Here is an 18,578-nt window from a genome sequence, read left to right as displayed (position 1 = left end):
TATGACGGAAGTAGAACCGCAACTAACGCCACCAGTTGGACCAAGATCAGAACGACGCATCATGAGAAGTGTTGCGTTAATTTTGTCGATCATACTTTTGTTATTGGTTAGCTCTTTAATCGTTATGATTTCTACCGACAAAGGCAGTCGTTTTTTATTAGATCGGGTACTGCAAAGCCAAAAAATGATTCGTTATGAATATGAGGGTGGAAATTTACTCAGAGGAATCATCCTTAAGAATGTTTTAGTTCAATTAAAAGCTGTAGATGTTACTTTGGATCGTGCTGATGTTTCTCTTGGTTGGCGCGCAATCTTAAATAAAGAAATACATTTAAGTCATGCTGATGTACGTAATCTGAGAGTGATCAACAAAAAACCGCCTTCAGGTAAACCATTTGCCTTTGATGCAATCAAACTTCCATTCGTATTGCGTGTAGATGAAGCAACTCTTGACCATCTTGAGATTAAAACTCAAACATCGAAAGTTGGTTTTAATGATATTTACTTGAAAGATGCCCTATGGTCTGGAACCAAATTAGAGTTTAAAGACTCAAAAATGGATATGGGGTATTTGGCAGTGCAACATGCTACAGGGAAAATGGATTTTAGTGGTAAATATCCAATTAATGCGAAAGCAGATCTAATTATTCCATCGTTAAAAACTTTAAATATTCATACTATTAAAGTTGTTGCAGCGGGATCTTTAGATACATTAAAAGCAGGTATCGCAACACAGACTCCAGATTTATTAACGGGTTGGGCTGTTATACATCCAGTGCGTGATCACGTACCGATGCAAGGCGAACTGCTTTTTAAAAATTATCATTTACCTTTGTTGCAAGAACAGAAATTATTTGCCAAAGATGGTGTGGCAAGATTTAGCGGTGATATTCAAAAATTGTTCCTAAATCTAGATACCGATTTGACAGGTGAGCAAATCCCCGAAGGTAAATACAATGCTTTAATGGAGACAGATCTAAAGAATCAATTGAATATTCAAGACTTTAATGGTCAATTAATGGGTGGATCTATTGCGCTCAAAGGTTTAGTCAATTGGCATGAACATGTTTCATGGGATATTAAAGGTCGTTTGGATCATTTAAACCCTAAAGATAAAACTGTTCCGCAAATCGCACAGGATTTTTTACCGCCTAATTTAGATGCTAATTTAAGTTCATCAGGGTCTATGGAAAAAGGTTTGGCTTTAAGTGCACAGCTTGCTTTTGATAAATATGAAACTTGGGCTGTTAAACTCAATCAAGCTGCATCGAAAGATCACAAACCGCAGCCGATGCTGCTAAATGTGGCATGGAAAAATATAGATCGGGCAGTCCCTTATATTGGTTGGTTGAGTAGCGAAGACGGTCATACCGACATCGCCTTAAAACAAGGTCAACAAGATATCTATGTTTCTACAACAGTGAAACCTCATGAGAAAGCATTATTACCAACAGGTAAATATGATGCCCGTCTTGATATAAAATCAAATCTGCTGAATGTTGAAAACTTTCGTTATCAGGCTGCGAAAGGGAGTTTGTCGGGGCAAGCAAAAGTTAAATTACCTACTGAAAAGCAACAGTTAGCGTGGCAGGCTCAGCTTAAAGCCGAGAATTTCAATCCACAAACAGTCGTTGCTACTGCACCTGTTAATCTATTAAATGGCGATATTAAAGCAACTGGTTTTGCAAAACCGAATCAACAAATCATTCAACTTGATCGTATTGATTTAAAAGGTCAAATTGTTCAGTCAGATCGTATAGAAACCGTTGCATTAAAAGGCAAAAGTACAGCCGCTTTAATGTTTAATGATCAGAAGTCTGGTGGAGGTTTTAAAAGTTTTGCTGTTGACTACGATGGTTCATTAAATGCATTAAATCAAGGCAATGGATTGTTGAAAATCAACGTGGCAGGAACACCAGAATATATAAAAATTAATGAGTTAAAACATGATGGTGTGGCAGGTAAGATTTTTGCTACAGGTGCTGTGAATCTAAAAGATAAACTTGGTTGGGATATCAATGCATCTTTAGTACGCTTCAAACCACAGTATTTTGTTTCAACTCTTAAAGGTGAACTCTCAGGGCATGTTAAAACACAAGGTGTTTGGTCTGAAAAGCTTAAGCGCATTGATATTCGGGATTTAAACGCGGCAGGTTTTCTCAATAATAAACCTGTTCGTGGTCGTGGCAATCTTACTTTATTGTTAGACTCCAATCAGAAAGGTTTTTTACCGCAACAGTTTGAAGCCAATAACTTATTTTTTGCCTATGCTCAAAACCAGTTACAAGCCACAGGCAATGCACAAAGTTTAAGAGTGAAACTGAATGCTCCAGCCTTGTATGAACTTTATCCGGGTTTGCAAGGTCGTGCCTACGGCGTTTTAAACGTTCAATCACAACCACGTTTAAAAGCAACAGCCAATATTGCCGTGGATAATTTTGCATTTAATGAATTGGCGAGTATTCGATCTTTACGTATTCAAGGTGAATTGCCTACTTCTGAAGCAACACCTACATTATTAGTTGCCAAAGTTGATCATTTACGTAGTGGTAATCGTGAAATAGAAAATGCAACGATTAACTTAGGTGGTACGCGCAAAGCACATGTATTAAAAGTTGAAAGTAATAATCGCCAATCTAATTTTTATGTACAGCTTGCAGGTGGTTTCAATCAGAACAATGAATGGTTAGGACAATTACAAAAAGGTCACTTTAAATCACGCCGTATTGATTTAGTACAAAATCAAAGCGCAGCGATCATTTATTCTACAGCCCAATCTGAACTTTATATTGGACAGCATTGTTGGCAAAGTCTGCATAGTCAGGTTTGTTTAGATCAATCGGCACGTATTAGCCAAAATAAAGGTAATTTTTCAGTTGTTACAAAAGATCTAGATTTAAATGATTTTGCGGTATTTATGCCAGAAGGTTTAGCAGTTACTGGTCAACTGAATGGTTATGCTCGAGCTTCGTGGGCTAAAGGTAGTCGCCCAAAACTAGATGCAAGTTTAGTCACACGCAAAGGGGCATTGGGCCTTGCACCTGATGATCCTCAAGATATTGCGACCACAGTTACCTATGATGAATTGAGCTTAATTGCGAAAAGTGTCAATGATGGCTTGTTATTCCGTGTGGATATGAAAACACCAGACATTGGTACAGGTTACGCTAACGTGATCGTGAATCCATTTCAAAATGGAATGCCAATGCGTGGTGAAGTTGCTTTTGATGATGTACAACTCAAAGTATTCAAGCCATTTATTAAAGATGTACGTTCAATGGCGGGCACATTAGCACTGGCTGGAAAAATTAATGGCACACTGACTCAACCACAATTTACAGGTGAAATGCGCTTAAAAAATGGTGCAATTAGTATGATTTCACTGCCTGTAAATCTAAACAACATTCAGCTTTATTCGTCTATTCGACAAGATTCAGCAAGTATTGATGGTGCGTTCAACAGTGGACAAGGGGTTGGACGATTAAAAGGTAGCTTTGATTGGAAAGAAGATCCTCATCTCGCACTTAGCTTGAAAGGCGATAATCTTTTAATTCGACAAGCGCCGATGATTACCGCAATCGTGCAACCAGATTTAAATTTGGATGTTTACCCATTTAAACAACAATTGAGTTTAAGAGGAACGATTGATGTACCACGTGCTCGTATTTCAATGCCAGAGACTACTGCACCAGTTGTAAATATTTCACCAGATGTACGAGTCGTACAGCAAGGACAAGATTTGCTTGCGACATTGAAAGCAGCTAAACCGTGGGATATTCGTGCGGATATGACACTGACATTGGGCAATCAAGTGATCTTCCAAGGTTTTGAAAGTAATATTCCATTGGTTGGTCGCTTGCATTTATCACAACGTGGTTTAGAAACTGCAATGCGAGCAAATGGTGCAATTGGTGTAAGTCAGAAAGTGAAGATTGAAGCTTATGGTCAAAGCTTAGATTTGAACCGAGCAATCGCACGTTTTAATGGTCCACTTGCGAATCCAACACTTGATATTGATGCGAATAAATCAGTCCAAGGTAGTATGGTTGGTTTGCGTGTTACTGGGACAGCAACCGTTCCAAATGTTCAAATTTATAATGATGCAGGTTTATCTGAACAAGAAGCATTGAATGCGCTAGTTACAGGTCGTATCAATGAAGGAAGTAGCGGCCTAAGTAATACAGAAGGCTTTAAATCTGATGTAAATAATACCATTGCAGCCGCAGGCATCAGTATGGGCTTAGGAGGAACGCGCGCGTTAACGAATCAGATCGGTCGAACATTTGGTCTCAGTGGTTTAGCACTTGATGCACAGGGTACAGGTGATGACACCCAAGTGAGTTTAACGGGCTATATCACGCCAGACCTGTTTATTCGTTATGGTATAGGCGTGTTTACACCTGTAAATAAATTGACCTTGCGTTATCAAATGAATCGCCGTTTATACTTAGAAGCAAGTCAATCTTTAGAGCGAGCCATTGACGTATTCTATAACTGGCGCTTTTAAAGCTTTTTTAGAAAACCTGTTTTATGAAAATAAAGCAGGTTTTTTTATGCTAGATATTTTTAAAAATATGTTAAAATAAAAATAAGTTATTGAAAAATATATAGATTAATGACATTTTTTGGAGATAGTGAATGAAACCTGTCACTTTAAGTCAACTTTTGGCAACTATAGGCTTAATATTGCTCAGCTTTACATTCCAAGCACATGCAAAAGAGTATTATAAATGGGTCGATTCGAAAGGGGTAACGACTTATTCTGCAACACCACCGCCCACTCAGAAGCAAGATCCTCAACTTGATCCAACTAAAAAAAATATAAATACAACGGTGACAACTCCCAGTGCGATAAATGTTTCTGTGGCCAATAACAAAGAACAAAAAAATGTTCCAACGGTAACGACACAAACTGCGAAATCAACAGGTACAACTACTGCAACCTCAAATGTAACCATTACAGCCGCGAGTGAAGCACTGATCCCTGTGAAGAATTGCAATGGTGTAAGATGTTGGGATGCGAAAGGTAAACCTTATAATTTAGTTGCAGGCACAACGTATCTTTCTTCTATAGGCGGTAAATGTCAGAAAATGGGTAATAGCATGCGATGCAGTAAATGATTTGTATTATTTTATTGCAGCTCATACCGATTTAAACGCTTCTTTTTTGCAAAATGGACAACTTTCAGTATGATGTGTGCATCAAATTAGTCGCAGTATGATGATGAAGAAAGTTTTATTGATTGCAATAGGTTTGGTTCTCGTTGCTTGTGCAGATAAAAAACCATTAACTCCGGCAGAACAGTGGCATGGTTATTGTGTCAGTGTGGGGAATGCAGCACGTTCAATTACTTTAGATCGCCAAAATGGAATTGAACACAAGCAAGCAATAGAACATGCGACTAAAATTGAAGATGAAACAACACGTAAATTTATTTTTGAAATTATTGAGACGGTATATGCGTTACCTGTTGACCAGCTCAAGGCAAATCCTGATGCAGAACGTGAACAGTTGAAGCAAAAATTTACAGCGCAATGCTTAGCAACACCACATGATAAGCTACCAAAGTATAAATCATTTTAATGGATTCACAGAAAAGACAACACGTGTTGTCTTTTTTTATAGATCTAATCTGTTGTTTTATTGGGCTTTGATCTAAGACCAAAGCGGTATTCAAAAGAGATGAACATTTCGCTATAAAATAATGGGCATCACGTAGAAATACGGTAGTTGCATTAACTTTTAACGCGAAGTCTAGTAAAATTTTGCTGTCCATATTACTTGTAAAGCTTGTAGCAAGCTGGAACTTACAAGTAATTTTTTAAAAAAGAGGAATAACACTGTGCTAGAAGCTTACCGCCAACACGTTGAAGAACGTGCCGCACTCGGAGTCCCACCGAAGCCGCTTGATGATGCTCAAACTGCTGAACTTGTAACTTTATTAAAAAATCCACCAGCAGGCGAAGAAGCATTTTTAGTAGATTTGCTTGAAAACCGTGTTCCAGCAGGTGTTGACCAAGCTGCGTATGTTAAAGCTGCTTTCTTGGCTGCTCTAGCAAAAGGCGAAGCAACTTCTCCACTTGTAACTAAAGAGCGTGCAGTTTACTTACTAGGTACGATGCTTGGTGGTTATAACGTTGCTCCTTTAGTTGAACTTCTTGACAATGCTGAGCTTGCTGAATTAGCTGCAGAAGCATTGAAGAAAACTCTTCTTGTATTTGATGCATTCCATGACGTAGCAGACAAAGCAAAAGCAGGCAATGCTGCGGCTAAAGCTGTTTTACAATCTTGGGCTGAAGCAGAATGGTTCACGAGCCGTGCTGACGTTCCAGAAGAAATCAAAATCACTGTGTTTAAAGTAACAGGTGAGACGAATACTGATGACTTGTCTCCAGCTCAAGACGCTTGGAGCCGTCCAGATATCCCATTACACGCAAATGCAATGTTGAAAAACGAGCGTGACGGTATCAACCCTGAAAAACCAGGTGAAGTTGGTCCATTAAACCAAATCAAAGAATTGATCGCGAAAGGCAACCAAGTTGCTTACGTGGGTGACGTTGTTGGTACGGGTTCAAGCCGTAAATCTGCAACTAACTCTGTACTTTGGTTCTTCGGTGACGAACTTCCACACATTCCAAACAAAAAAGATGGTGGTGTGTGCTTAGGTTCTAAGATCGCTCCAATTTTCTTCAATACAATGGAAGATGCAGGTGCATTACCTGTAGAAATTGACGTTGCTAATATGAACATGGGCGACGAAGTTGTATTGAAAATTGATCATACTGCTGCAAAAGTTACTGCATTCAAAGACGGTGCACAAATTGCAGAAGCTGAGCTTAAAACGCCTGTACTTTTAGACGAAGTACGTGCTGGTGGTCGTATTAACTTGATCATTGGTCGTGGTTTAACTGCGAAAGCACGTGAAGAATTAGGTCTTGCACCTTCTACTTTATTCCGTACGCCAGTACAACCTGCTGACACTGGTAAAGGCTTTACACAAGCTCAGAAGATGGTTGGTCGTGCATGTGGTTTAGCTGAAGGTCAAGGTATACGTCCTGGTACTTACTGTGAACCTAAGATGACAACTGTTGGTTCTCAAGATACAACTGGTCCTATGACTCGTGACGAGTTAAAAGACTTAGCGTGCTTGGGCTTCTCAGCTGACTTAGTGATGCAGTCTTTCTGTCACACTGCTGCGTATCCAAAACCAGTTGACGTAACAACTCACCATACATTACCAGACTTCATCATGAACCGTGGTGGTGTATCTTTACGTCCGGGTGACGGTATTATCCACTCTTGGTTAAACCGTATGTTACTTCCAGATACTGTTGGTACTGGTGGTGACTCACATACTCGTTTCCCAATCGGTATTTCATTCCCAGCGGGTTCTGGTCTTGTTGCGTTCGCAGCTGCAACTGGTGTTATGCCACTTGATATGCCTGAATCTGTACTTGTTAAGTTCAAAGGTAAAATGCAGCCTGGTATCACTTTACGTGACCTTGTACATGCGATTCCTTACTATGCGATCAAAGCTGGTGACTTAACTGTAGAGAAGAAAGGTAAGAAAAACATCTTCTCTGGTAACATCCTTGAGATCGATTTATCAGAAATGGAAAATGACTTGACTGTTGAGCAAGCATTTGAACTTTCTGACGCATCTGCTGAGCGTTCTGCTGCTGGCTGTTCAATTACACTTTCTGAAGAGAAAGTTGCTGAATACTTACGTTCTAACATCACCATGTTGAAGTGGATGATCGCAGAAGGTTATGGCGATGCTCGTACAATGGCGCGCCGTGCTGAAAACATGCAGAAGTGGTTAGACAACCCAAGCTTGTTAAAAGCGGATGCTGATGCAGAATACTTAAAAGTTTACGAAATCGATCTTGCTGACATTAAAGAACCAATTCTTTGCTGCCCGAACGATCCAGATGACGCGAAACTTCTTTCTGATGTTCAAGGCGACAAAATTGATGAAGTATTCATCGGTTCTTGTATGACCAACATTGGTCACTTCCGTGCTGCGGGTCAGTTACTTGACAAAGTACCAAGTGGTTCATTGTCTACTCGTTTATGGTTGGCTCCACCAACACGTATGGACGAGCATCAATTGATGGAAGAAGGTTTATATAACATCTATGGTCGTGCTGGTGCGCGTACAGAGATGCCGGGTTGTTCATTATGTATGGGTAACCAAGCACGTGTAGCACCGAACACTACATGTGTATCTACTTCTACTCGTAACTTCCCGAACCGTTTAGGTCAAGGTGCAAACGTTTACTTAGCTTCTGCTGAGCTTGCATCTGTCGCTGCTGTTCTTGGTAAATTACCAAGCCCAGAAGAATATCAACAGTACGCGTCGCAAATCGACAGTGCTGCTGCTGACATCTACAAATACTTAAACTTCGACAAGATGGGCGAATATACTAAAGAAGCTGATCAAGTTGATACTAAGAAGATCCAAGCTGCTCAATTGACTTAATGAGCTAGGATCAAGAAAAGCCGAAAGGCTTTTCCCTAGCGCAAGAACAAAGCTATGCTTTGTTTGAGCAAAAAGCTAAAATAAGGGCTGAGTAATCAGCCCTTATTTTTTATAAAATGAAAAGTATTTTGACGATAAAAGATAATATTTCTGAACTAGTTAACATTATCCATAAAAAGCAGAATGTTGAGGATCTAGAAATAGCAATTAAAGATTTAGTTTCTTTAATGTTAAAGGATTATCCTTATTTAAAACCGCCAAAATTTTCAATTATTCCGACAAAAACTTTAGCATTTTCTGTTTGGTATGAGGAACCAAATGCAATTACAGAGACATTACTGATTGAGCAAAATGGTTTTACTGCTTATTTATGGAGGTGTGATGACCAAAAATGGTATTTGGATGATTTAGATTCTGAACCTCATGAAATTGCTTGCAAATTAATAAAAAATATACCCGTACTTCACTCTATTCCTGAGAACCCGAAAGAGATTAAGCATTTACTTGAAATTGGATTAATATATTTTAATCCAATTTTATTTCCTTGTTTTTCAAATAAAAAATTAGACGACAGTAGAGAAGTATTAACATGGGACGATCGCTTTTTATTAGTAGGTACTCAACTGAAGAATCTTAAACTTTATAGCCATGAAGAGTGGAAAGCTTTGATAGATAGAGAAAACTACCATTTAAACTGAGGTTCTATTTATGGCATTACTACATGATTTTGTTTTATTGAATGAAAATGAATTCTCTTATGATGATTGCTGCGAGCTAGTCGGTAAGGTTTCTTATGATGTTTCAATCCATGATGATCTTATTATTTATTTTAATGATTTTTTAAAATGGATGCCTACCTATAATCCAAGTTTAAAAGTTAGGCATACTGGTTTAAATTATTATGGTGTAACAGTGATTGATGGAGATGGAGCTAAAGAAGCATTTCAATTGTTTTCTAGTCTAGTTAATATTCTAAAGTTATCGCCAAATGTTTTAAAGTTAACAGGCGCATATACTTTTGTTCACGCATATGATGATGTGACTGACCCAAATGAAAATGTTGATCGTATTTTACGAGAAACAGCAGGCTATGAAAAAATTATTATGCAAAAGAGTGAAGTGATAGGACAATTTGAAACATTGGCAGGGCTTATGCAAAAGATCATTGATTCAGATGGTCATTTGTATGTTTTACATTTTGGTATTTAAATTTAGAGGAACATTTCTATTCGTACAGTATGTTCCTCATATTCAAATCACCAATAACCCAACACTTTCCACCAAAGTCCGCCAATCACCACAAAGATAAAGATATTAACCACACTCATGACAAAGCCAGCTTTCCACCATTCACCCAGTGTAGTGTAGCCTGAGCCAAAAACCACAGGCGATGTACCTGTTGCATAATGGGTTAAGGTCATCATAATGCTCGAAGCTGCTGCCATCATTAAAGCAAACAACATTGGTGGTGCGCCCAACGCCAGTCCCGCCGTATAGAATGCAGCAAACATCGCAGTGATATGTGCCGTGGTACTGGCAAACATATAATGTGCATACAGATAGGCGAGCATCAATAACAAACAGGCTGGCATCCAGCTTAAACCTAAATGACCAATACCTGTTTCTAGTACGCCTGAGAACCACGTGATTAAACCGAGCTTATTTAAATAAGTTGCCATCATTACCAAAGCTGCGAACCAAGTGATGGTATCCCATGCACTTTTTTGCGTCAGGATATCGTCCCAAGTCAGTACACCCGTGAGCAACAGCAAAGCCAAACCTATAAAGGCTGTTGTGGTTGGATCAACCGCCCAAGTCGAACCAAAGATCATGGCAGGAATACCTGCCCATAGCACCAATAAAATACCGAATACGCCGAGCATAATGATTTCATTTCGACTGACTGAACCCATTTCCTTTAACTTAGTTTTGGCAAACTGAGCGGCGTTAGGCGTTTCTTTAACTTCGGGTGGATACATCCAGTACATAATCAATGGCATGATGATTAAGGCAATTAAACCAGGCGCTAACATTGCGATTGCCCATATACTCTAACTCAATGAAATTTCACTATGGGTTGCTTTCGCGACCAGATCAACCACCAACGGGTTAGGGGCGGTTGCGGTAATAAACATGGCAGAAGTAATTGGATTGGCTTGGTAGTTGACCCAAGCTAAATACTTCCCCATACGACCTTCGGTGCTTTTGGCAGGGTCAGAGTCATAGCAGGTGGAAATTGCACGGACAATCGGGTGAATAATTCCGCCACCACGAGCCGTATTACTTGGGGTAACAGGTGCAAGAATCAGTTCAGACAGTACCATGCTATAACCGATACCAGTGGTTTTCTTGCCCCAAACCGCGATAAATAAATAGCCTAAGCGTGCACCCAATCCCGTTTTTTGCAAACCTTTGGAGATCATGATCGAAATACCAATCAACCAAATTAGCGGGTTAGCAAAACTACTCAGTGCATCTTGGATAGCTCCGCTGGGACTATCATTGGTGACACCCGTCACGGCAACTAAGATAATCGCAATAATGGCAATTACACCAATCGGCATGGCTTTACCAATAGTCGCGGCAATGACACCGACAAACATGGCCAACAAATGCCATGCATTCGGATCGACACCAGAAGGAACTGGAATAATGAACCATCGTCCAAGAAAAAAATTCGGTTTTAGACGTCCGAGTCAGGTATTATTTCAAGAGCATGGTGTTGCACTTCAAATGCTAATCTAAGTAATTAAAAATAAAATTAATTTGAGAGTTTGATATGAATCAACCGAAGATTCTATTTTTAGCAGCTATTATTTTAATTTTGTTGCTACTTTTATCTGGCTTACAGCCGTATGATAGAGCGACATGGTTAATGGAAGTTGTTCCTGTCCTCGTTGTTTTACCTATCTTATTTGCAACTTATTCCAGATTTTCACTAACTAATCTCTTGTATAGCCTAATTTTTTTGCATGCAATTGTATTAATCGTCGGTGGGGCATATACCTATGCACGTGTACCTTTAGGTTTTGAGATCGCTCAATGGTTCAGTTTAGATCGAAATCCTTATGACAAGATTGGACATTTTATGCAGGGTTTTGTGCCTGCCATCGCTGCACGGGAAGTTTTGATTAGACATCAGATTTTAGCCAAGGGGAAAATGCTTAGTTTTATTGTGATCTGTATTGTACTAGCCATTAGTGCGACTTATGAATTGATTGAATGGGCAGCTGCATTAGCACTTGGACAAGGTGCGCAAGAGTTTCTTGGTACACAAGGATATGAGTGGGATACTCAATCTGATATGTTCTTTGCCTTAATTGGAGCAATTGCAGCCTTGCTATTCTTATCTAAATGGCATAACCAACAACTCAATAAATTGATCAGTTCATAGCGATAAATTGATTAATCTGCCGTTAAATTACGGCAGATTGATTTTTGTGAGTGTATTTAGCATAAGCCAGAGCAATTAATAAGATTGCCAATCCCCCTAAACTCAGCACAAACCCAACCCAGATCGGTGCTAACCAGCCCATATTATGGCTAAGTACCCATCCTCCAAGAAATGCGCCTAAGGCATTCGCTAAATTAAATGCAGAATGATTTAAGGATGCTGCTAATGTTTGTGCATCGCCTGCGATGTCCATTAAATGTGTTTGTAATGCACCACCTAATCCTATCACAGTGAAACCAATCATAAATAAGGCTGTAATCGCAGTATAAAGATTAGACATCATAAAACTTGCAAGTACAAAGGCGAGTGCAGAACTCACCAAAATTCCAATCATCGTTTTAAATAGGCTCTTATCAGCTAACCAGCCTGTTACTAATCCACCGATCACCATGCCAATGCCCCAAATGGCTAGAGCAATCGGAACAATTTCAATATTGGCATGTGTATATTCGGTCAAGATGGGTGAAACATAGCTATAGACAGAGAACATGCCGCCAAAACCAACTGCACCCACTGCAAGTGTTAGCCACATATTGATATTTTTTAAACCTTCCAATTCAGCTTTGATACTGGCTGTTTTTTGCAGTGGAATATTGGGAACAAATAAGCCAACGCCAATTAGGGTAATGAATGCGATGACTGCAGAAAACTCAAAACCTGCTTTCCAACCGAATTTTTGACCTAGCCATGTAGCAATAGGCACACCAATCACATTGGCAATGGTTAAGCCCATCATGACTTGGGCAATCGCGGTCGCTCTACGTTGTTTATCTGCAAGTTCAGCGGCGACTAAACCAGCGACGCCGAAGTAAGCACCGTGAGGAAAACCAGCGATAAAACGTGACACTAGCATTGCTTCTGATGTTGTTGCAAAGGCTGTTGCTGCATTGGCTAAGCCGTAAAATAGCATTAGGCTGAGCAATAAGGTCTTACGTGGAACTTTTGCACCCAAGATTGCAATAATGGGTGCACCAACCATGACACCGAGTGCATAAGCGCTAATGAAATAGCCTGCATATGGAACACTGACATTTAAATCAGTAGCGATTTCTTGAATCAATCCCATTGCCACAAATTCGGTTGTACCAATGCAAAAACTTCCTATGGCAAGAGAGAAAATAACTAAGAATAAGGAGTAATTTTTGGCAGTAGGAGAACTGAGAACAGGCATAATATTTCAAAAATAATAACACCCAAGCATTATATTCAAGTGAATTTGAGAAAGGTGAAAGAGAACGTAATTTTTATGTTGATTTGCTGAATTTCTCCAATTGATAGATATAAAGTTAAAATTAATGATAATTATTTGCATTTATGTATAATGCTCAACATAGCATTTTATTAAACAATTTAATGTGATGAGAGTCATGTTGGATTATTAAAGGTGGGAAGAACGAGTGAACAAATTATTAATTGCATCATTTCTTTTAGTTTCAGGTTATAGCTTTGCGCATGAACCCTATGTTGCTCCGATTGCCTATACAACGGAACAAACACAAGTAACAATCATTTCTGGTTATGCTGAAGAAGCTTTACAAAGTGAATATGCATTAAAAAATGCAAAATTTGAAATCACGAGTCCAAATAATACCAAGACCACAATTGAAGCAGATTCTAAATTAGGTTCGGCTACAGTTTTTGATTTGAAGTTACCAGAAGTTGGTACTTATAGTGTTCAAACCAGCGCGAGTTACCCTTTGAAATATGTACAAGATCAAAAAGAATGGAAAATGTTCTTTGATATGCCAGCAGACAAAGCACCTGCCAAATCTGAACGTGATTTTGTGATTCCTGCGGATTTAAAAGCTAAAAAAATTACGCCTGTTGAAATTACTCGTGAATGGACATTATTGACTTATGTATCTAAAGACAAGAACACACCTGTTCAGGTAAGTACAGCACCAATTCAAGTTGGTTTTTTAACACATCCAAGTGAACTAAAAGCGAATCAAGCCGTAAAAATTAAAGTATCTAAGGCCAATAAAGCATTAGCAAATGCCGATGTCGTGATTCGCGCGAAAGGAGCGACTGATAAGCAAGGCATCAGCTTAAAAACGACAATTGATGGCAGTGCTGATTTACTATTTGCCAAAGCAGGTGAGTATCTGATTGAAGTGAGCGAAACAGGGGATATGAAGCAGAAGCCAAGTAATCAGTTTTATAGCATTATTAGTGTCTCTGTAAATTAAGCAATACGAAGGCTGATCGAGATAAGATTAGCCTTCTAGATTTTGAGGGTTTTAATCTGTAAGAGGCGAATTCTTTTTTGATGGCAAAGATATTTTAAGGTGTATGGCGAGAAATTTTGCAAGATAGGCACATTGTTGGGCAAATTTAGCAATCATTTTTGCTATGGGATAGTTAAAGTCTGCATATTCAGAAGCAATCTTCTGATGATGAATTTCATCTTTTTGAATATCTAATACTGCATGATGAATCTCCATATCTTTTTCTTTGAAGAAAATTGCAGCTTCATCAAGTTCTTTGTTTACAATATTTTCAATGCTTGCAGTACTGATCCAAATTGCATTTCTACCTAGTAATCCAATCAATAATCCATAAATTATTCCGCCTGCGCACCAAAGTATAGAGGGTAAGACAACAGTATTTTTATATTGAGCAAAAAATATCCAAAAAAGTTGAAATGTTCAGTTTCATGCTGATGCATTTCATCTAGCGTTTTAACCATGTCTTTAAAAAATAGTTTTGCAATGAGCCTATGACCGTAGTAAACCCCAGTTGCTCCTTTTTCACACGCATGAATGATTCTTAGTTGGGTTTGAATTTCTTTGTACATGCTCATGGTTTATCTTCATCATTATTATTGTTTGGAAAATATACAGTTCTTGGGTGAGTATGGGTAATTAAATAATTGAATTATCTTATAAAAAGCTTTTAAGATTAGATCATATTTGTATTACGTAATTCGCTTTCCTTATTTTTATAAATAAGAACATAAGCTTAAATCAATATAGTCATGATTCTAATTGTGAGTAAATTTCATCTTGTTAAAAAATAATAAAATAAAATTCATAGTGAGACACACTCATGAGTAACATGATAGGATGAATTAAATTCAATTGTGGTGATCGTTGTGTTAGAACTGCGTCATTTAAAAACTTTAATTGCCTTAAGAGAGCATGGTTCATTGGTTGCGGCTGCGACAGATTTATGCCTAACTCCTTCAGCAATTTCTCATCAATTAAAAGAACTTGATCATTGGTATGGCGTAGAGGTTGTTAATCGCCGTAGTCGTCCAGTAAGTTTTTCTAATGTCGGCGAGCGTTTGCTTCGACTAGCAGATGATGTGTTGCCTCAGGTTCAGATAGCACAAACAGATATTACTCGTATCGTGCATGGACAAACGGGGAGAATTATTTTTTCATCCGAATGTCATAGTTGCTTTGATTGGCTCATGCCGTTATTAAATCAATATCGCCAGCAATATCCAGATGTAGATTTAGACTTTGCAGCAGGTTTTGAGGCAAATCCACATGATCTATTGCAGAATGCTGAATTTGATTTATTGATCACGGCTGACCCAATTGCTTTAAAAGGAATTGAATATTTCCCAATCTTTGAATATGAATCACGTTTGGTTTTGTCCAATACACATCCTTTGGCTCGTGCTGAACAAATTTCAATACAAGATTTAGCTGAACAAACGTTGATTACTTATCCTGTCGATAAGCACCGTTTAGACATTATGGCGCATTTGTTTATTCCCGCGAATATTCATCCTAAGCACATTCGGACAACTGATTTAACGCAGATGTTAATTCAGTTGGTTGCAAGTGGGCGTGGTATTGCGTCTTTACCTGACTGGGTCGTTAATGAATATGAACAAAAGGGATGGGTTGTCAGTCGTCGTTTAGACTGCGTGTCGCCGCAAGGATTGAGACGAACATTATATGCAGGTTATAGAGTTGAAGATAAAGACAAAAATTATTTTGAAGGTTTTCTGAAGCAACTTGAGAAATTTTCAAAGAAGCGTGCGATGTATTATGAAGATTGATTAACTTTGTTATCTAGGTCGTAAAGGGAGATACACATTCTGCTTGAACGGCTTATATACTCTTATTTGCATATATAGAATGATTAACCAAGATGCCAATCCATAAGCATTGGCTTCAACCTATTAAGATTTTCCAATCAAAAGCGATAAAATACCAGCAGCAATCAGTGGGCCAACAGGAACACCACGTAAGAGTGCAACACCAGCGACCGTCCCAATTAATAATCCTGCCACAATATCAGGTTGATTACTCATTAGTTTTACACCGCGACCACCTAACCATGCCACGGCTAAGCCAACGGCAATCGCAAGCAATGATTTAATACTGATAAAAGACTTGAGAATACTGTGACCGCTAATTTTACCGCTTGCAATCGGTGCCAATACGCCAATGGTTAAAATAATAATACCAATATTTAGTCCATAGTCCTGAATATAAGGGAAAAACTGATTTAATGGTGTGAGTTTTACCAGTATCAAACTTGCAGCCGCAATTGTGATAGCTGTGTTTTGACTAAAAATACCACAGCTTAATAAAATGAGAAGAACCAATAAGTTGAGATCAAACTGAGAAAACATGAAGTGGGGTATGTAGGAAAATAAAGTTGAATTATATCGTAAATAGCTTTGGGCAAGAGATTCTTTAGTTTAGAGCATTAGGGGAATTAAAAATATAAGCAACCTTTTAATCTGTAAATAAAAAAGCCATCTCCAGTTGAAACTTCGAGATGGCTTTTTTGGAGAAATTAAGCTCGTTTTTTATATGTTTCATATTGGTAAGCAATTTGTTCATCCCAAAATTGCTGCCATAGATCACAGTATTCTAAGCAGGTTTTGCGAATTGCACTGTAATCTGATTCAACGCAAGCTTGAGCAAGCACGAACCATAAATCATCTTCATGATCATCATCAGCAGCTTCGGCTGTTTCATCATGTGATACACCGTGAACGTAGTAATATCCACTATCTACATCAAATCCAACAGCATTGGTTGCTTGACGAAGTGCTGGGCTAAATAAAATGACTTCTTCTTCCGCAACCGCAAGTAAAGCAGAAACGACTTGATAACGATCGAAAGATTCTTCTAAATAATTACGTACTTGCTGAGCAATGATCGAAGGTTGATAGTCATTACGTTCAGATTGGCTCAACTCAAAATCATCAAGTACATCTTCAAAGAGTGGATAATGTGCATACTCTGGATTTCCAGAATAATAGCCGTCTTGATCAAGTCCTGGACGGAAACCAAACTCATCTAAGATATTAAGATTAAGTAAGAAGCGAGGATACATCTTAGAACCAGATAGTAAACGTGGCTCTAATTGCTTTGTTTGGAACTGTGCCATGAGCAATGCATCCGTAAATACCTGAACAATTGCATGGCGGTATTCTAGATGAATATGCTTCAAGGTTTCTTTATCAATTACACCATCATTTAGCATCTGAATTGCTGGATGAGTTGAAACAGGATGGTTGGAAATTTCTGCTCGCAACTCTTTCAGAAAGTTCAGGTTCTTGTTCCATAATTCTTCAGAAATACTATTCTTCATTCCGTCTATAGCTTTCTGTCTAGGGCTGTTAAAACATTCGAATTTTTTTGGCATAGTCTTCTACTCAATGAATTAATATTATAGCTTTTCCAATTATATAATTTCGAGTTTCTTTGGCTGCTTTTGAATAACTATTAGTTCAACCAAATATCTTTTTATTGGATTGCATAAATATAAAATGAATTTTTTGTGAAATCAATTTATTAAACAAGCTAAAAAATCATGATAGAGATTATTAATTAACTTAACGTTAGTAAAAAAGTGATATACTTCACGGTATATTCTGATTTTTTAAAAATAGAAATTTTTTTTTACAAATAAACTTGTTTCTGAAATGGTTTTTGCTTAATTTATAATGGAGGGCATATAACAAAAGATTTTAATTTTTTATAATACGCTTTATATAAATAAGTATGGGTGCCAGAAATTATCCAGCATTTAACTATGTCTAAATAATTAATTAAATTCTTTGATAAAATTCTAAAAGGATAATAAAATGTCAAAAAAAGAAGATATTATTATAACGGCTCTAAATCTCTTTAACCGCTATAACTATAGCTCAGTCGGAGTGGATCGAATCATTAGTGAGTCTGGTGTTGCAAAGATGACCTTTTATAAGTACTTTCCTTCAAAAGAGAACCTGATAGAGGAGTGTTTATCTCGTCGTAATCAAAGTATTCAAGCTGCAATTCAACAAGAAATTAGTCTACAGAAAGACGATGATTATCTAGGAAAAATTAAAGCAGTATATTTTTGGCACTTAGCTTGGTTTAACTCTGATGATTTTCATGGCTGTATGTTTCAGAAAGCATCACTTGAAGTATTACAGCAATATCCGTCCATTATTCGACCAATCATGGGATATAGAGAATGGTTGATGCAATTACTTGAAGGGTTGTTTGAGAAAGCAAAAGTATTTCAACCACATGTGCTGACAGCAATGTATATTAATATTTTAGATGGTATGACTGCTTATGCAAAAGTAAACAAAGATCATACACAAATAGAAGAGTGTTGGTATTATATTGAGAGGTTAATCAATTTAGATGCTGCATAATTATTATTTTTAGGTTTTC

General features: G+C 38.0%; 15 protein-coding genes and 1 pseudogene. 10 read left to right on the top strand and 6 right to left on the bottom strand.

Annotation, left to right across the window (positions count from 1 at the left end; genetic code table 11):
- Position 1: 1 nt before the first annotated feature.
- The 6 genes from O1449_RS08620 (at position 2) to O1449_RS08595 (ending at position 9,692) form a co-directional block, all read left to right on the top strand.
- Positions 2-4,507, top strand: coding sequence for a translocation/assembly module TamB domain-containing protein (locus O1449_RS08620; RefSeq protein ID WP_269238060.1), 4,506 nt, complete (start codon positions 2-4; stop codon positions 4,505-4,507).
- Positions 4,508-4,638: 131 nt separating this feature from the next.
- On the top strand, positions 4,639-5,121 hold the full coding sequence (locus tag O1449_RS08615; protein WP_269230221.1) for a DUF4124 domain-containing protein: 483 nt from the start codon (positions 4,639-4,641) through the stop codon (positions 5,119-5,121).
- Between the two features lie 103 nt (positions 5,122-5,224).
- Positions 5,225-5,584 (top strand): hypothetical protein, encoded by a 360-nt coding sequence (locus O1449_RS08610; protein WP_269230434.1) that lies wholly within the window; start codon positions 5,225-5,227, stop codon positions 5,582-5,584.
- Positions 5,585-5,843: 259 nt separating this feature from the next.
- Positions 5,844-8,483, top strand: a complete 2,640-nt coding sequence (locus tag O1449_RS08605; protein ID WP_004661858.1) for a bifunctional aconitate hydratase 2/2-methylisocitrate dehydratase — start codon at positions 5,844-5,846, stop codon at positions 8,481-8,483.
- Positions 8,484-8,599: 116 nt separating this feature from the next.
- The gene (locus O1449_RS08600) at positions 8,600-9,181 is read left to right on the top strand and encodes a hypothetical protein (RefSeq protein ID WP_331276175.1); all 582 of its coding nucleotides are present in this window, start codon (positions 8,600-8,602) and stop codon (positions 9,179-9,181) included.
- A 10-nt stretch (positions 9,182-9,191) separates the two neighbouring features.
- Positions 9,192-9,692, top strand: a complete 501-nt coding sequence (locus O1449_RS08595) for a hypothetical protein (RefSeq protein WP_269238058.1) — start codon at positions 9,192-9,194, stop codon at positions 9,690-9,692.
- Positions 9,693-9,739: 47 nt separating this feature from the next.
- Here the strand turns inward: O1449_RS08595 and O1449_RS08590 are convergent.
- Positions 9,740-11,137 (bottom strand): annotated as a pseudogene (locus tag O1449_RS08590) (DASS family sodium-coupled anion symporter).
- Positions 11,138-11,262: 125 nt separating this feature from the next.
- Between O1449_RS08590 and O1449_RS08585 the strand changes: the two are divergent.
- Complete coding sequence (locus O1449_RS08585) at positions 11,263-11,877, top strand: DUF2238 domain-containing protein (protein WP_269230224.1); 615 nt, start codon at positions 11,263-11,265, stop codon at positions 11,875-11,877.
- Between the two features lie 22 nt (positions 11,878-11,899).
- On the opposite strand, the gene O1449_RS08580 is transcribed toward O1449_RS08585, so the two are convergent.
- A complete protein-coding gene (locus tag O1449_RS08580; RefSeq protein WP_269238057.1) occupies positions 11,900-13,108 on the bottom strand; it encodes an MFS transporter in 1,209 nt (402 codons plus the stop codon).
- A gap of 226 nt (positions 13,109-13,334) precedes the next feature.
- On the opposite strand from O1449_RS08580, the gene O1449_RS08575 reads away from it, so the two are divergent.
- Complete coding sequence (locus O1449_RS08575) at positions 13,335-14,126, top strand: DUF4198 domain-containing protein (RefSeq protein ID WP_269230226.1); 792 nt, start codon at positions 13,335-13,337, stop codon at positions 14,124-14,126.
- Between the two features lie 51 nt (positions 14,127-14,177).
- Here O1449_RS08575 and O1449_RS08570 read toward each other — a convergent pair whose 3' ends face one another.
- Together O1449_RS08570 and O1449_RS08565 are read right to left on the bottom strand one after the other, a co-directional pair.
- The gene (locus O1449_RS08570; RefSeq protein ID WP_269238056.1) at positions 14,178-14,489 is read right to left on the bottom strand and encodes a demethoxyubiquinone hydroxylase family protein; all 312 of its coding nucleotides are present in this window, start codon (positions 14,487-14,489) and stop codon (positions 14,178-14,180) included.
- 11 nt (positions 14,490-14,500) lie between these two features.
- Complete coding sequence (locus O1449_RS08565; protein ID WP_269238055.1) at positions 14,501-14,740, bottom strand: demethoxyubiquinone hydroxylase family protein; 240 nt, start codon at positions 14,738-14,740, stop codon at positions 14,501-14,503.
- 291 nt (positions 14,741-15,031) lie between these two features.
- Between O1449_RS08565 and O1449_RS08560 the strand changes: the two genes are divergently transcribed.
- The gene (locus tag O1449_RS08560) at positions 15,032-15,952 is read left to right on the top strand and encodes a LysR family transcriptional regulator (protein WP_269238054.1); all 921 of its coding nucleotides are present in this window, start codon (positions 15,032-15,034) and stop codon (positions 15,950-15,952) included.
- Positions 15,953-16,075: 123 nt separating this feature from the next.
- On the opposite strand, the gene O1449_RS08555 is transcribed toward O1449_RS08560, so the two are convergent.
- Together O1449_RS08555 and O1449_RS08550 are read right to left on the bottom strand one after the other, a co-directional pair.
- Positions 16,076-16,531 (bottom strand): DUF441 domain-containing protein, encoded by a 456-nt coding sequence (locus O1449_RS08555; protein ID WP_241336153.1) that lies wholly within the window; start codon positions 16,529-16,531, stop codon positions 16,076-16,078.
- Positions 16,532-16,698: 167 nt separating this feature from the next.
- A complete protein-coding gene (locus O1449_RS08550) occupies positions 16,699-17,556 on the bottom strand; it encodes a hypothetical protein (protein WP_269238053.1) in 858 nt (285 codons plus the stop codon).
- Positions 17,557-17,998: 442 nt separating this feature from the next.
- Between O1449_RS08550 and O1449_RS08545 the strand changes: the two genes are divergently transcribed.
- Positions 17,999-18,559, top strand: coding sequence for a TetR/AcrR family transcriptional regulator (locus O1449_RS08545; protein WP_269230232.1), 561 nt, complete (start codon positions 17,999-18,001; stop codon positions 18,557-18,559).
- Positions 18,560-18,578 lie beyond the last annotated feature (19 nt).

Origin of the sequence: Acinetobacter sp. TR3 (assembly GCF_027105055.1) — a bacterium.
Lineage (GTDB): Bacteria > Pseudomonadota > Gammaproteobacteria > Pseudomonadales > Moraxellaceae > Acinetobacter.
This window is presented reverse-complemented; position numbering and strand designations above follow the sequence as displayed.

Excerpts from the sequence above, each read along its gene's own strand:
- O1449_RS08615 (WP_269230221.1), top strand. The coding sequence starts at position 4,639 with ATGAAACCTGTCACTTTAAGTCAACTTTTGGCAACTATAGGCTTAATA.
- O1449_RS08600 (WP_331276175.1), top strand. The coding sequence starts at position 8,600 with ATGAAAAGTATTTTGACGATAAAAGATAATATTTCTGAACTAGTTAAC.
- O1449_RS08585 (WP_269230224.1), top strand. The coding sequence starts at position 11,263 with ATGAATCAACCGAAGATTCTATTTTTAGCAGCTATTATTTTAATTTTG.
- O1449_RS08550 (WP_269238053.1), bottom strand. The coding sequence starts at position 17,556 with ATGCCAAAAAAATTCGAATGTTTTAACAGCCCTAGACAGAAAGCTATA.
- O1449_RS08545 (WP_269230232.1), top strand. The coding sequence starts at position 17,999 with ATGTCAAAAAAAGAAGATATTATTATAACGGCTCTAAATCTCTTTAAC.
- O1449_RS08620 (WP_269238060.1), top strand. The coding sequence starts at position 2 with ATGACGGAAGTAGAACCGCAACTAACGCCACCAGTTGGACCAAGATCA.
- O1449_RS08580 (WP_269238057.1), bottom strand. The coding sequence starts at position 13,108 with ATGCCTGTTCTCAGTTCTCCTACTGCCAAAAATTACTCCTTATTCTTA.
- O1449_RS08595 (WP_269238058.1), top strand. The coding sequence starts at position 9,192 with ATGGCATTACTACATGATTTTGTTTTATTGAATGAAAATGAATTCTCT.
- O1449_RS08610 (WP_269230434.1), top strand. The coding sequence starts at position 5,225 with ATGAAGAAAGTTTTATTGATTGCAATAGGTTTGGTTCTCGTTGCTTGT.
- O1449_RS08555 (WP_241336153.1), bottom strand. The coding sequence starts at position 16,531 with ATGTTTTCTCAGTTTGATCTCAACTTATTGGTTCTTCTCATTTTATTA.
- O1449_RS08565 (WP_269238055.1), bottom strand. The coding sequence starts at position 14,740 with ATGAGCATGTACAAAGAAATTCAAACCCAACTAAGAATCATTCATGCG.